Raw genomic sequence first — 15,870 nt, 5'->3', positions numbered from 1 at the left:
ATGAAGAAAAACATTACTCGTTTTAGCATTTTGACTTCATTTTTTCTATTATTTTCATGTAATGACAATAAGTTAACCGAAGTGGTAGAGGTTCCTTTGCCAACAAAAGAAGAAAAAATCACCATTGGATCTCCAAATGATGTAAAAGCAGACCCAGGTTCTTTTGAATTGACAAAACTGCCATTTTCTTATGATGCTTTGGCTCCTGCAATAAGAACTCTTACTCTGGAAACACATTATTCAAAACATTATTTAACTTATACCAACAATTTCAACAAAGAAATTGTAAATACGGAGTTTGAAAATCTGCCTATTGAAGATATTCTTAAAAAAATGGACCTTAGCAATGCCAAGCTTCGTCAAAATGCAGGTGGATACTACAATCATACGCTTTATTTTAATATTCTGACGCCAAAAGAACAAACTCCAAAAGACACTTTAGCGGGTTCGATCAATAAAGAGTTTGGTTCTCTAAGCAATCTAACCAGCCAGTTCAAAGGTCAGGCAACCAAACAATTTGGATCCGGATGGGTTTGGCTGATTGTCGACAGAGCCGGAAAACTTCAGATAACAACTACTGAAAATCAGGACAATCCTTTAATGAAAAACGCGCTGATTCCCGGAACTCCAATTTTAGGAATCGATCTTTGGGAACATGCTTACTATCTGGATTACCAAAACAGAAAAGGAAGTTATATTGATGCTTTTTATCAGCATATTAACTGGGAAAAAGTAAACGAAAATTACATCGAAGCTTTGAAAAAAGTCAAAAAAAGTATAAATCATAAAAAAAGCTGATACTACATTTTAAGTATCAGCTTTTTTTATCTATTTGCTTTTACCCTTTCAGGGTAATAATCACTTTTAATTTTTCTCATAGTGCGTTACACCATGCTGATGTTTTCAGGCTTTCAGCCTTTTTTAGAAGTTTTCGCACTACTTCAATTCATAAATAAATGACTCCGAAGGCATTATTCTCACCCTCACCACTCCTTCACCATTATTTACTTTTAATTGCACGATATTCTCCTCGTACAATTGATCCTTAAGATCATAAACTCCATCTCTTAAGCCCCATTTTAAAATAATATCCGAAGGAATCTTCAAATCAAACTCACTTGTTTTTTCTGAAGAAAAATTAGTCACGATGATCAGTTTTTGATGCTCTGACCAACGTACATACGAATAAATTAAATCGTCGTAACCTCTATTATTTTGACGATTTACACTTTGAATTTCCTGGAAACTTCCCATTAAAGCAGGGCTTTTAAGGGAGAAATTTAGCAATTTCTTATAAAAATCACGCAGCTTCTTTTCTGAATCCGAAAGCTGCCCGCCATCAAACTTCCCTTCATTCATCCAACGTTGATGATTTGGCACTCCAATATAATCAAATATCGATGTTCTGGAACGCGTTCCAAAACCGGCATTCTCATTTGCTGCCTCACCTACTTCCTGTCCAAAGTAAACCATAGTTGGAGCCGTACTAATTGTCGCAGAAACCACCATTAACGGTTTTCCACGTTCGGGAGTTCCTGCAAATTCTGAGCTAGCTAATCGCTGCTCGTCATGATTGTCTAAAAAATGCAACATATTATGCTCAATATCTTCCATTCCTTTCTGAATATCCGATAATCCATCCGGCAGTGATTTTCCGCGAATAATATCTTTCAGCTTATCATAAGTTTCCACTTTATCATAGAGATAGTCCATTTTCCCCAAACGAATATAATTACGATATTCCTTTGGATTGTAAACTTCTGCCAATAAAAAGGCATTTGGATTTTTCATCTTAATTGCCGAATTCATATAACTCCAAAATTCGTAGGGTACCATCTCCGCCATATCATAACGGAAACCATCTACCCCTTTGTCAATCCAATACAAAGCAATAGACCTAAACTTTTTCCAGGAATCCGGAACGTCTTTATCCTGCCAAAAAGCAAAATGTTCCTGATACGTTTTTTGATCAAATCCTGCAGGAAGTTCCATAAAATCCTTTGAACCGTCAGGACGAATTCCATAATTTACTTTCACCGTTTCATACCAGTCGTTTTGGTCAGGCTTCGCTTTTCTGGAACCATTTCCAGTCCATTTTGCAGGACTTTCATTAAATACCCCGTCTACAAGTACATTTTTCTCTCCATTTAACGGAATATCTCCACTCGGTATTTCAAAATGATTGTTTGGGATATAGTAAAAATTATTATCTCGTTTATATTCCATATTCACATCATCATCGGCCCCAAAATCTCTTACTCCCGCCGGATTACTTTTACCTTCATATTTTCTTGCAATATGATTGGGTACAATATCAATAATCAGCTTTAGTCCGGCTTTGTGCGTACGTCCGATTAACGCTTCAAACTCCTGCAATCTGTTTGCCGGATTCACCGCTAAATCGGGATTTACATTGTAATAATCTTTTACAGCATACGGAGATCCTGCACGGCCTTTTACCACTTCCGGATCATCATCTGAAATTCCATACGCCTTATAATCCCCCACCAATGCATGATGCGGAACACCTGTATACCAAATATGGGTAACGCCTAAATCCTTAATTTCATGCAGCGCTTTATCTGTAAAATCATTAAATTTTCCAACACCATTTTCCTCGATCGTCCCCCATGGCTTATTAGTGGTGTTTTTATTTCCAAATAAACGCGTAAAAACCTGATAGACTACAATCTTATTCTCTTTAGGAGTCTTTTCTTTACTTGTATTCATTTTTAGATCTTTGGTTTTACATGCCGAAAACAGCAGAACCACAGCAAGTCCCGCAACAAAAAAATTCTTATTTATCATATTTACGTTATAATCAGATTGATCTCCAAATCGGAAATAATATTCCCGATTCTGAAAACCATTTCCTAAATTTAGACTAATTTTTAAATTCACGGAAACCTAAAAATCTTTTTTGTTTGGATAGAAGTACAAAATCATCAACTACAACGTAAGAGTACTCCGTTTTGTTGATAAATTAAGCTCAAAACCAAACGAGCATTTTTTCATCAAATTGATTTAGATTTTTTCATTAAAACCTATCCATCCATTCAAAAAATCCGTATTAATAAATTAATCTTAATATCCATAAAGGTTATAACCTTTTTCATAAATTTGACAAAAATTTAATCCATTGAAGAAATTACTATTTTTCATATCCTTTTGTTTGCTTTTTTTAAGCGTACAAGATCTTTTTGCTCAAAAACCTAAAACAATAATTGTTGAAAACGCTGATTTTCAAGAAATCAACGAAAACGAAATACCGGGTGCTTTACTGCTAACCGGAAATGTAAAAGTGAATCATGACGGGGTTGTACTGACCTGTAATAAAGCTTATTTCTTTCAAAAAGAAAATTACCTTAAAGCTTTTGGAAATGTGCAATTGGTACAAGGCGACACCTTATTTCTAAACAGCAAATATGCCGAATACAGTGGTAATGTAAAAAAAGCTTTTGCGACCGGTGACGCTGTCATGAGTTCGCCCGATGCCACTTTAAGTACGGATACGATAAACTTTGACCGAAATATTCAGCAGGTATTTTACAACACCAAAGGAACTATCATCAACAAAGACAATACATTGGTTAGTAAATCAGGAAGGTATTTTGTGACCGAGAAAAAGTTTCAGTTCCTGACTGCAGTTACGATTACCAATCCAAAATATGTGATCAAATCAAATCATTTAGATTACTACAGCAACTCAGGACACTCTTATTTGCTCGGCCCTTCAACCATTACCAGTAAATCCAATTATATTTATACGGAAAGGGGTTTTTATGACACCAAGAAGAATCTTGCACATTTTTTACGGAAATCTTACATCAAATACGATGATCGCCTCATAGAAGGAGACAGTTTATACTACAATCGAAATATCGAATTTGCCTCTGCCACCCGAAATGTAAAAATCACGGACTCTATCAATCGTGGCATTGTAAAAGGCCATTATGCCGAGATTTACAAACTCAAAGATTCGATGTTTGTAACCAAAAGAGCCGTTGCCATTAATCTGGTCGAAAAAGATTCGGTTTATATTCACGGAAAAAAACTGATGGTTACCGGAAAAGAAGGTGAACGTATTTTAAGGGCTTACAACAATGTACGTTTTTACAAAATAGACATGAGTGGGAAATGTGATTCTATCCATTCCAATTCCAAGACCGCTTTGACAAAACTAATTGGCAACCCGATTCTTTGGAACGGAGAAAGCCAAATCACAGGAGATGTCATGCATCTTATTGGTGATAAAAACACTAAAAAACTAGATTCCTTAAAAGTCCTCAACAACACCTTTATAGTCTCGCGGGATACCCTCGGAACCGGTTACAATCAGGTCAAGGGACTCAATTTGTTTGGAAAATTCAGGGAAGGAAAATTACATGATGTCGACGTTATCAAAAACACCGAGGTAATCTATTACATGCGAAATGATGACAATGAGCTAATTGGCATCAATAAAAATGTAAGCAGTAAAATCAATCTGATTATCGAAAATAACGATATTGAAACCATCACATTTTTTAACAAAGTCGACGGTGACGTATATCCCGAAGCCGATTTACCTGAAAATGCCCGTAAATTAAAAGGCTTGCGCTGGCGTGGCGACGAACGAATAAAGTCGAAAGACGATATTTTTACGGCTGAAGACAATGAAATGAACGATAAATTAATCCAGGAAGGAAAAGACGAGGAGGCTAAAGATAAAAACGTACCTCTAAAAGTAAGAAAAGAAACGCTGGATTACGGCAAAAAGAAACCCGCAGTAAAGACCACTACAAACGCTAAGAGTAAGACTAAAAAATAGTTTTCAGTCGCAGTTTTTTACCCAACTGTAAACTGAGACTAAACTCAGAACCTTAGAACCTTAGCAACTTAGAACCTTAAAAAAAATGAATCCAGAATTTATAAAATACCAGGCACAAACTTCACCATACCCTTTAGGAATGGAGGTTTCTCATGCTATTGGCTCCTATATCTATGACACTAACGATAAAAAATATTTAGATTTTGTAGCAGGTGTTTCTGCTTGTACACTTGGGCATCAGCATCCAAGAGTCAATCAGGCGATTAAAGATCAATTGGACAAGTATTCACATGTAATGGTTTATGGCGAATACTCTCAAAGTCCGGCTGTGGAGTATTGTAAGCTCATGGCCTCACTCCTGCCTGAATCACTAAGCAAAACTTACCTGGTAAACTCAGGAACAGAAGCGATTGAAGGAGCTCTGAAGTTAGCTAAACGAGCAACAGGACGTAGTCAGCTTATTTCGTGTCATAATGCCTATCACGGCAATACTATGGGATCTATGAGTGTTATGGGTTTTGAGGAGCGTAAACAAGCCTTCAGACCTCTTCTTCCCGATGTTGACTTCATTACCTTTAATAACGAGGAAGATTTACAAAAAATAACCACCAGAACTGCGGCTATACTTTTAGAAACCATTCAGGGAGGTGCCGGATTTATTGAACCGCATGACAATTTTCTGCAAAAAGTAAGAAAACGCTGTGACGAAGTTGGCGCTATGATGATCGTTGACGAAATCCAACCTGGTTTTGGGAGAACGGGAAAACTATTTGGTTTTCAAACCTATGACGTTATTCCCGATATAGTAGTTATGGGAAAAGGTATGGGTGGCGGAATGCCGGTAGGCGCTTTTACAGCATCGGCAGAAAAAATGGATCTGTTGACCGAAAATCCTAAATTGGGGCATATCACTACTTTCGGAGGTCATCCTGTCATTGCGTCAGCATGTCTGGCTACTTTGCAGGAATTAACTGAAACAAATCTAATGGAAGAGACCTTAGAGAAAGAAAAACTCTTCCGATCGCTTTTGGTACATCCTTTGATAAAGGAAGTTAGAGGAAAAGGATTAATGCTTGCCGCCATGACCGAAACTGCCGAAATTACCAATCAGGTTATTTTGAACTGTCAGGACAAAGGGCTCATTTTATTCTGGTTGCTGTTTGAAGGATGCGCGATACGAATAACACCTCCTTTAACAATTTCTGAAGAGGAAATCAAAGAAGGTTGTGCCATAATCTTAAACGTTATGGATGAAATCCTGAAAAAGGAGCAAGAAGTTTAATTAAAACAAATCGGGATAGGAAATCCCTATCATCAGATAAAATAACAACTCCCTAATCTTCTCATAAATCAGAAGATTAGGACTAAAAACAGAATCGGAATTCTGTCCATATTGTTAATTAAATTGTTCAAAACAATTAATTTCCTTTCCCCACAGCAATAATATGGTTGCCTAAATTTATAACAGGCTAATTTCAAATAAAGACAGTATGCAATTAAGCAACGAAGAAGAAGATTATAACCTATCCCTATCCAAATTTGAGTCAATGTTGAAAACAAACAAAGTACTCTTTTTTGATTCTGAAGAATTCGAAGAAATTATTCTTCATTATTTAGACATAGGTAAGGCTAATTTAGCAAAGAAGGCCCTGAAACTTGCATTAGACCAACACCCAAAATCTACAGGCTTAAAATTAGTACAAGTAGAAATGTTGGTTTACGACGATAAACTGGAAATCGCCGAGAAACTCTTAAATGAGTTGTATGCAATCGAACCTAACAACGAGGAAATTTACATTCAGAAAGCGAATATCTGTTCTAAAAGAGATCAACACGAAAAAGCGGTAGAATTACTTAAAATTGCCCTGCAATTTACAGATGACTACGCAGACGTTTACAACTTGATTGGAATGGAATATCTTTTTATGGATAACCTCGAGATGGCAAAAGACAGTTTCATCAAATGTCTTGAAGAAGATTTAGAAGATCAGTCTGCCCTTTATAACGTGGTGTATTGTTTTGAATTTTTAGATCAAAATCAGGAAGCCATTGTTTATCTAAACGATTACATCAACAAAAATCCATACAGCGAAATTGCCTGGCATCAGCTTGGGCGTTTGCATTATGGGGTAAAAGAATACGAAAACGCGATTCGCGCTTTTGATTATGCCACACTTATCGACGATGAGTTCCTTGGTGCCTTTATGGAAAAAGCAAAAGCCTACGAGCGTTTAAAAAAGTACCATGAAGCAATCGAAAGTTACAACCGCACGATTGAGCTAGACGATGCAACTTCTTATGCTTTACTGCGCATTGGAAAATGCTATGAAAAACTAGGGAATTTGGTAAAAGCCTTGCAATATTACAATCAGACCGTACATGAAGATCCGCTTTTAGACAAAGGATGGATTGCCATTACTGACTTTCATATGCGCCAGAAAAATTTTCAAAAAGCCCTGTTCTTTGTTAATAAAGCATTAGCAATCGACAATCAGAATCGTTTGTACTGGAAGCGTTACGCCACCATCAACAAACAAATGAACTTTTTTGAAGAGGCAGAATTTGGATACAGAAAAGCAGTAGAATTTGGAGATTATGCGCTGGATACCTGGTTATTCTGGGTTGACATTCTTCAGTTCTTAGGAGAATTTGACAGTGCGATTCAAACTTTATTACAGGCGACGGAATATTTTCCGGAAGAAAACGAAATCGAATACCGATTGGCCGGCTTGTATTTTATGACTCAGGACACTACTAAAGCTAAATTTCACTTAAGCAATGGTTTACGTTTAAACTTTGACAATTACATTCTAATCGAAGATTTGTTCCCGGTAGTCTGGTCAAAGAAAACAGTTAAAAACTACATTGAAAAACACAGAAAACAATAATGATTGATACTTTAAGAAGACGTTTTGGCTTGTTGGGCCGTAATATTAGTTACTCTTTTTCAAAAGGATATTTTACAGAAAAATTCAGTGATGAAGTTTTCGCCGGCAACAGCTACGAAAATTTTGACATCTCTGAAATTAACTATTTCACTGAATTGGTAAAAAACAATCCCGATTTGAAAGGTTTAAATGTTACGATCCCGTACAAAGAACAAGTCATTCCATTCTTAGATAAACTTTCAAAAAAAGCAGCCTTAATAGGTGCAGTAAACACTATTAAATTTACCAAAAGCGGAAAATTAAAAGGATACAACACGGATTACTACGGCTTTAAAAAATCGTTAGAACCGCTGCTCGAACTTCATCATAAAAAAGCACTGATTCTGGGAACAGGAGGCGCTTCTAAGGGAGTTGCATTTGCTCTTGATGAATTAGGTATACTCTATACTTTTGTTTCAAGAGAAGCCAAAGATAACATCATCGATTACAACTTAATTAACGCTACTACTTTTGATAATTTTCAGATTATCATTAACTGTACACCTGTTGGAACAATACCTGACACCGATGCTTGTCCTGATATTCCATATGAGTTCTTTACAGACAAACATATTGCCTACGACCTAATTTACAATCCGGCAGAAACGGAATTTTTAAAGAGAGCCAAACAAAAAGGTGCTGTAATAAAAAATGGTTACGACATGCTTATTTTTCAGGCTGAAAAGGCATGGAAAATCTGGAATAAGTAAAAAAGGCTACAACAGAACATTACTTTAAATATTTAACCCGACAAGTGTCAAAACCTGTCGGGTTAACTTTTTTTATACAATACCCACCCTATTTCTCCATTTCAAATCAAAATAAAACGAAGAAAGGTGCCTTCCGGTGTCATTTTACTTTTAAATTTCTAAAAATTTCAGCAATTCATAATTTAAATAAACTTCAAGAAATCTCCAAAAAAGCCCTTATCATATCTTTAAATTAAAGCAATAATTAAGAATTTCACTGTAAAATAACGTATAAACAAACGATTTATTTTGTAGTTAGAAACACCTTTACTATCTTTCGCTCTCTTTAAAATAAAAACCTTATACATTAAAAATGTTAGAAGAAAAGAATGATAACCTGCAAGAAGCAGACGGAAAATTAGAAATCGACATTAACGATTCTACTGAGAATAATGCAATCGAAACGGCTGATACCGATGCAGTACCCGAAAATACAATTTCGAATGATGAGATTGAATCAGAAAGTACTGTTGAAACTACTGAAGCCAATCATCAAACTGCATTAGATGCCATAACCAATTCGAATGCCGAAGAAAGTGAAGATGAGACGCTTAAAGAGCGTCATGAAATTCCTATGCAGGATTATGATACTTTTTCTTTGGATGCACTTGTTGATGAACTGAAAAAACTGATTAATACGGACAAAGTTATGTCTGTAAAAGATCATATCGAAGAAATCAAGAAGTCGTTTTTATTACAATACAATCACTTTATAGAAGAGAAAAAAGAAGAATTCAATGCTTCAAAACAAGATCCGAATGAAGAATTCGAATACCACTCTCCTTTAAAATCTAAATTCGACGAGTATTATAATGTTTTTAGAGAAAAAAGAAATGCTCATTTTAAACATTTACAAACTAATCTAAAATCAAATTTAGACAACAGACTTGCCATCGTTGAAGAGCTTAAAGAGCTCATCAATCCGCAGGAGAACATCAAGGATACACTTAAACATTTTAATGATTTAAGAGAAAGATGGAAGAATGCAGGTGCAATTCCGAAAGACAAATACAATCACGTTTGGAATAATTACCATTTTCATGTAGAGAATTTTTATGATTACCTCCATTTGGATCGCGAGGCGAGAGATTTGGATTTCAAACACAATCTGGAACAAAAACAAAAAATAGTTGCCCGTGTTGAAGAATTGGTTGACGAAACCGATATCAGCAAGGCATTCCGCGAATTACAAGATCTACACAGAATCTGGAAAGAAGATATCGGGCCGGTTTCTAAAGAACACCGTGATACGATCTGGAACAGATTTAGTGAACTGACTAAAAAAATTCACGACAAAAGAGAAGTTTTGTTTGAAAACCAAAGAGCAAACGAACAAAATAATCTCGAGATCAAAAAAGAGATCATTGCCAAAATTGAGGTTTTAGGAACCGAGAAGGTAAACTCTCACTCCCAATGGCTGGTACAGATTCAGAAAGTAGAAGCACTAAGAAATGAGTTTTTTGCTGCCGGTAAAGTGCCTTCAGAAGTGAATGAAGAAACCTGGGCTGCGTTTAAAACTGCCGTTAGAAACTTTAATGCTTTTAAAAATTCATTTTATAAAGACATTAAAAAGGATCAAAACGACAATTTAAACAAAAAAATGGCTCTTGTAGCAAAGGCCAAAGAACTACAGGAAAGCACTGATTTTACCGCCACTACTCCAATCATGAAGCAAATTCAGGAAGAGTGGAAACAAATTGGTCACGTTCCTAAAAAATATTCTGATAAAATCTGGAAAGAATTTAAAGATGCCTGCAATCACTATTTTGATAAATTAAAAGAGCACAAATCAGAGGAAAACGTTGATGAAGTAGCTGCTTTCGATAATAAAAAAGCATATTTAGACATCTTGAGAGCTTATCAGCTAACCGGTGATCACAAAACCGATCTGGATGCCATCAAAGCACATATCGAAATCTGGAAAGGCTACGGAAAAGTACCTTTCGCAAGACGTCATATCGAAGGGAAATTCAATAAAATCTTAGATGCCCTTTTCGAAAAACTAAGTCTGAGCAAAAAAGAAACTGAAATGATGCGTTTCTCGAACCGAATCGATTCTCTGTCTGACAGTAATGACACTCGTAAATTAGACAACGAAAAGATTTTCTTAATGCGTAAAATTGAAGAAGTTCAGAACGAAATTTTCCAATTGGAGAATAACATTCAGTTCTTTGCCAATACAAAAAATGCTAAAAAAGAGAACTCAATTGTTCTCGAGGTTCGCAAAAACATCGCAATCCACAAGGAAAGCTTAGAAGTTTGGAAAGAAAAACTAAAGCAATTGCGTAACTTAAATCAAGAGTAGATTAATCACTCTAATAATAGGTTGAGAGAAATCAAAACCACTTTAACATAAAACTGTAGTGATTCATTTCATTGCAGTTTTTTTTTAACCGCAAAGGGCGCAAGGTTTTTTATATACTGCGTCATACATTACGTGAAGTTCGCAAAGCTTTATCTGCAGACAGCTTTGCGAACTTTGCGTTTGTCAACACAATCTAAATTAAAAAACCTTGCGCCCTTTGCGGTTAAATTCATTCGGCTATAAAGCCTTAAACTTAACACTACAATTAAACTTCATAAAACAATTCTGTAAAATATTGATTATATTTGATAAACACATTATTTACTGACAATCAACAAAATACCAAATAAATTATTAATTCAAATCACAACACGATGAAATTTACAAGAAAAGCGCATGCCAACTGGAAAGGAACAGGCATGGAAGGAACAGGAACCATCAGCACTCAAAGCACCACATTAGACAATGCACAATTATCGTTTAAAACCAGATTTGCAGATGGCGTTGGAACAAATCCCGAAGAACTTATTGCTGCAGCTCATTCCGGCTGTTTTACGATGCAATTAAGCTTTTTACTAAACGAAGGTGGCTACACAGCCGATGATCTAACCACGGAAGCCACAGTAACCTTTGAAGACGGCTCTATCACCTTGATTCATTTAGATCTAAAAGGAAAAGTGCCATCCATTTCATCAGAGGAATTTGAAAAAACAGCAGCAAAAGCAAAAGAAATCTGCCCGATTTCTAAACTTTTAAACACTACTATTACATTGTCAGTTACACTAATCGCTTAAAAAAATTCCAAATTTCAAATTCCAATAATTCTAGATATCATTGAAATTTGGAATTTGTTTGTTTTCTTTAGGTATTGAGCTTTTATATATCCCAATAAAAAAATTCCAAACTCCAATAAAAAATATTATTGGAATTTGGAATTTTAAATTATTGAGTATTAACTCTCGTTAATTACATTGTAGCTTTCAATGCTTTTGCTTCAGCAGTCATTTCTAAAGCTTTGTAAACCCCTAATAAAGTTTTAGAAACATCCTCATTTTTAGGATCTAACTCATTTGCTTTTTTAAGGTAAGGAATAACCCCTCTGAAAACATTCTCTCTTTGTGCTTTCAATACATCGTAACGCTTCATATCTTTAGCAGTAGTTCCCAATTTATTCATTTCATCAATGATTGGTTTTTCAGCTTCTAATTTTAATGCTGCAAGGTTAAGATAAGCATTTGCATATTTTGGATTGATTTCGATTGCTTTTAAGTAATATTTCTCTGCATCAACAGTGTTTTTTGCATTAGCACTAATTACTCCTAAGTTAAAAACTAAATCAGCATTGTTTGGGTCTTTCTGCAAAGCCTCACCTACTAATTTTTTGTATGTTTCATAGTCTTTAGACTCAAGGTAAAGGTTCGCTTCTGTTAAAATCAAAGAAGAATCTTCCGGATTTGCTTTTCTTGCATCTGCAATCGCTTTTTTAGCATCTTCACTACGTCCTTTTTGAACTAGAATTAAAGCTAAGTTTTTGTAAACTTCACCTCTTTTAGAAGGGATAGCTTCTGTTTTAGGCTTTTCGTGAGTTCCTAATTTTACAGCTAAATCTCTATCTTTAGCATTGTTAAAACCATCTTCATTACCAGAAATTTTATTTACAGCTGTAAAACTTGTTCCTTTTCCTGAATAATTTAATTTTTTCAACTCTTCGTACATTGGTAAAGCAAGATCAAAATCCTGAGCATTTACTGCTGTAGAAGCTGCATAGTACAAATTAATTGTATCTTTTTTGTCTAACAAGTAAGCATCATACAATTTTTTTGCTCCATCAGCATGTTTGCTTGCTTGAGAATCAGCAATAGCTGCATTGATCAGCTTTCCTTTAATTTCAGTAATAGAAGCTGCCGCCTGAGTAGAGAATTTAACCTTTCCTGAAGTTTTTTCAGTATCAATTAATTTTTGATAAGTCTCAGCAGCCAAAGAAAGATTTTTTCCTTCTTCTACTTTTTTATTTGCTAAATCTAAATAAGCGTTACCTTTTACAAAATAGTATTGCGCTTGTTCAACATCTTTAGCATTTACAATCAAGTTTTCAGCATCTTTTAATATCGCAAGTGCTCCATGAGCATCTCCGCCTTTTAATGCTTTCTCAGCACTCTTTATCTGATCCTTTTGAGCAAAAGTAGCTACTGAAATCAATAATGCTGACGCAAGTATTACATATTTACTTTTCATAATATTCAATTTGTGTATTTAATTTTAAGTGGTTTATTTTCTATTATTCTTCTGATTCTTCGTCATCAGAATCGCCTTCGTCTTCAGATTCATCGTCTGCAACTTCATCGTCGTCATCCTCATCTTCAACTACACCTTCGTCTTCAAGAACTTCTAAATCCGGTTTTACTCTTTCAATAGCCGATTCAATAACATTACCATCTTCGTCTACAACAACCTCGGCAACATCATCTTTCATAACTTTTGTTACAGCAGCAATAGAATCTTTACCTTTTAAGTTAATCAATCGAACTCCTTGCGTAGCACGACCCATTACACGTAAATCTTCAATAGCCATTCTGATCGTTAATCCGGACTTATTGATAATCATTAAATCATCCGCATCCGTTACAGCATTGATAGAGATCAACTTACCAGTTTTATCGGTGATGTTAAGAGTTTTAACTCCTTTACCTCCACGATTTGTAATTCTGTACACATCTTCACCATCATCGTCTACTAATTTGGTACGTTTTCCGTATCCATTCTCCGTTACAACCAAGATTTGTGAATCGTTAACATTTTCTCTATCGATGGTTACCATACCAATTACTTCATCGGTATCGTCTTTTAAAGTAATTCCGCGAACTCCTGAAGCCGTTCTTCCCATAGGACGTGTTTTGGTTTCCTCAAAACGAACCAGTTTACCGGATTTAACTGCCAGAATAATTTGGCTGTCTCCGTTGGTTAATTTTGCTTCAAGTAACTCATCACCTTCTTTAATTGTAATGGCAGCAACACCATTTACCCTTGGTTTAGAGTATTTTTCTAAAGAAGTTTTCTTCACCTGACCTTGTTTAGTTACCATTACAAGATTATGGCTGTTGATATAATCTTTATCTTTTAGGTCTTGCGTACAAATGAAAGCTTTTACTTTATCATCGCTTTCAATGTTTACCAGGTTCTGAATTGCTCTACCTTTTGCCGTTTTACTTCCTTCCGGAATTTCGTATACACGCATCCAGAAACATTTTCCTTTTTGCGTAAAGAACATCATATACTGGTGGTTAGTTGCCACGAACATGTGCTCAAGGAAATCCTGATCTCTTGTTCCGGCACTTTTTTGCCCAACTCCTCCTCTGTTCTGAGTTTTATATTCGGTAAGGTTAGTACGTTTGATGTAACCGGCATGCGAAATCGTAATGACTACATTTTCATCGGCAATTAAATCTTCGATACTTACATCTCCTCCTGCATATTCTATTGTAGAACGACGATCGTCTCCGTATTTCTCACGGATTTCTTCAAGCTCTTCTTTGATTAAATTCGTTCTTAAATTTACATCGGCCAATAAGGCTTTCAAATGTTCGATTAACTTCATCAATTCCTCAAACTCAGCTCTTAACTTATCTTGTTCCAGACCTGTTAACTGACGCAGACGCATTTCTACAATGGCACGTGCCTGAATATCTGATAAATTGAATCTTTCGATTAATTTTTCACGGGCCTCTTCAGTATTTTTAGAACCTCTAATGATTGCAATTACTTCGTCAATATTATCTGAAGCAATAATTAATCCTTCTAAGATATGAGCTCTTTCTTCTGCTTTACGCAATTCAAACTGCGTTCTGCGAACTACTACATCATGACGGTGCTCAATAAAATAATGAATCATATCTTTTAGATTCAGCATCTGTGGGCGCCCTTTTACCAATGCAATATTATTTACACTGAAAGAAGATTGTAGTGATGTATACTTATATAAGGTATTTAATACTACGTTTGGTGTAGCATCACGTTTTAAGATATAAACGATACGCATACCATTTCTATCCGACTCGTCACGAATATTCGCAATACCTTCGATTTTTTTATCGTTAACTAAATCAGCTGTACGCTTGATCATTTCAGCTTTGTTTACCTGATATGGAATCTCGGTCACGATAATACATTCTCTTCCGTCTACTTCTTCAAAACCAACTTTAGCACGCATTACAATACGTCCTCTACCGGTTTTAAAAGCCTCACGAACTCCTTCATAACCATATATTACACCTCCGGTTGGAAAATCCGGGGCTTTAATATGCGTCATTAATTCGTCAACTTCAATATCATTATTATCAAGATACGCTAATGTACCATTGATTACTTCGGTTAAATTGTGTGGCGGCATATTGGTTGCCATACCCACTGCAATACCTGTAGCTCCGTTTACTAATAAAGTAGGAACTCTTGTTGGCATTACTTTAGGCTCATATAAAGTATCGTCAAAGTTCAATTGAAAGTCAACTGTTTCTTTTTCGATATCTGCCATAATATCTTCAGAGATTTTGCGCATTCTGGCCTCGGTATAACGCATTGCTGCCGGACTGTCACCATCAACAGAACCAAAGTTACCCTGACCATCCACTAATAAATATCGCATACTCCATTCCTGAGCCATACGTACCATCGCATCATATACAGAGGTATCTCCGTGCGGGTGATACTTACCCAGAACCTCTCCTACGATTCTTGCAGATTTTTTGTGGGCAGATCTTGATGTTACTCCTAAGTCATACATTCCGTAAAGAACTCTTCGATGCACTGGTTTCAAGCCATCTCTAACATCTGGAAGCGCTCTCGATACAATTACTGACATCGAATAATCGATGTAAGCTGATTTCATTTCATCTTCTATGTTAATAGGAATTAACTTTTCTCCTTCAGACATAAGTTGTTATATTAAATAATTATATTAGTTTCAAAGCGTGCCAAGATACGTTTTTTTGAAATTTTTTCAGCTATTTACCTACACTTATTTCAATGATTTATTAACAACTTTATTTTACGTTTTAGTTAATAAATTAAGCGTATTTTAACGCT

General features: G+C 35.6%; 10 protein-coding genes. 7 read left to right on the top strand and 3 right to left on the bottom strand.

The window, feature by feature from the left end; translation table 11 throughout:
• Positions 1-798 carry a superoxide dismutase gene (locus C245_RS0110320; RefSeq protein WP_026109990.1) on the top strand — a complete coding sequence of 266 codons (798 nt, stop codon included), beginning with the start codon at positions 1-3 and terminating at the stop codon, positions 796-798.
• A 138-nt stretch (positions 799-936) separates the two neighbouring features.
• On the opposite strand, the gene C245_RS0110315 is transcribed toward C245_RS0110320, so the two are convergent.
• The gene (locus C245_RS0110315; RefSeq protein WP_369770053.1) at positions 937-2,730 is read right to left on the bottom strand and encodes an alpha-amylase family protein; all 1,794 of its coding nucleotides are present in this window, start codon (positions 2,728-2,730) and stop codon (positions 937-939) included.
• Positions 2,731-3,139: 409 nt separating this feature from the next.
• Here C245_RS0110315 and C245_RS0110310 point away from each other — a divergent pair, with 409 nt between their 5' ends.
• From C245_RS0110310 to C245_RS0110285, 6 genes are all read left to right on the top strand, one after another.
• Positions 3,140-4,810, top strand: coding sequence for an OstA-like protein (locus tag C245_RS0110310; RefSeq protein ID WP_123923505.1), 1,671 nt, complete (start codon positions 3,140-3,142; stop codon positions 4,808-4,810).
• Between the two features lie 85 nt (positions 4,811-4,895).
• The gene (locus tag C245_RS0110305) at positions 4,896-6,092 is read left to right on the top strand and encodes an aspartate aminotransferase family protein (protein ID WP_017496518.1); all 1,197 of its coding nucleotides are present in this window, start codon (positions 4,896-4,898) and stop codon (positions 6,090-6,092) included.
• A 208-nt stretch (positions 6,093-6,300) separates the two neighbouring features.
• The gene (locus C245_RS0110300; protein ID WP_017496517.1) at positions 6,301-7,698 is read left to right on the top strand and encodes a tetratricopeptide repeat protein; all 1,398 of its coding nucleotides are present in this window, start codon (positions 6,301-6,303) and stop codon (positions 7,696-7,698) included.
• Positions 7,698-8,447 (top strand): shikimate dehydrogenase, encoded by a 750-nt coding sequence (locus C245_RS0110295; protein ID WP_017496516.1) that lies wholly within the window; start codon positions 7,698-7,700, stop codon positions 8,445-8,447. Before C245_RS0110300 ends, C245_RS0110295 begins: the two co-directional genes overlap by 1 nt.
• 352 nt (positions 8,448-8,799) lie before the next feature.
• Positions 8,800-10,791 carry a DUF349 domain-containing protein gene (locus C245_RS0110290; protein WP_017496515.1) on the top strand — a complete coding sequence of 664 codons (1,992 nt, stop codon included), beginning with the start codon at positions 8,800-8,802 and terminating at the stop codon, positions 10,789-10,791.
• A gap of 374 nt (positions 10,792-11,165) precedes the next feature.
• Positions 11,166-11,585, top strand: a complete 420-nt coding sequence (locus C245_RS0110285; RefSeq protein ID WP_017496514.1) for an OsmC family protein — start codon at positions 11,166-11,168, stop codon at positions 11,583-11,585.
• A gap of 172 nt (positions 11,586-11,757) precedes the next feature.
• Here C245_RS0110285 and C245_RS0110280 read toward each other — a convergent pair whose 3' ends face one another.
• A complete protein-coding gene (locus C245_RS0110280) occupies positions 11,758-13,026 on the bottom strand; it encodes a lipopolysaccharide assembly protein LapB (protein ID WP_017496513.1) in 1,269 nt (422 codons plus the stop codon).
• Between the two features lie 43 nt (positions 13,027-13,069).
• Positions 13,070-15,718 (bottom strand): DNA gyrase subunit A, encoded by a 2,649-nt coding sequence (gene gyrA, locus C245_RS0110275; protein WP_017496512.1) that lies wholly within the window; start codon positions 15,716-15,718, stop codon positions 13,070-13,072.
• Positions 15,719-15,870 lie beyond the last annotated feature (152 nt).

The organism is Flavobacterium sp. WG21 (genome assembly GCF_000335775.1).
GTDB classification, from domain to species: Bacteria; Bacteroidota; Bacteroidia; order Flavobacteriales; family Flavobacteriaceae; genus Flavobacterium; species Flavobacterium tructae.
This window is presented reverse-complemented; position numbering and strand designations above follow the sequence as displayed.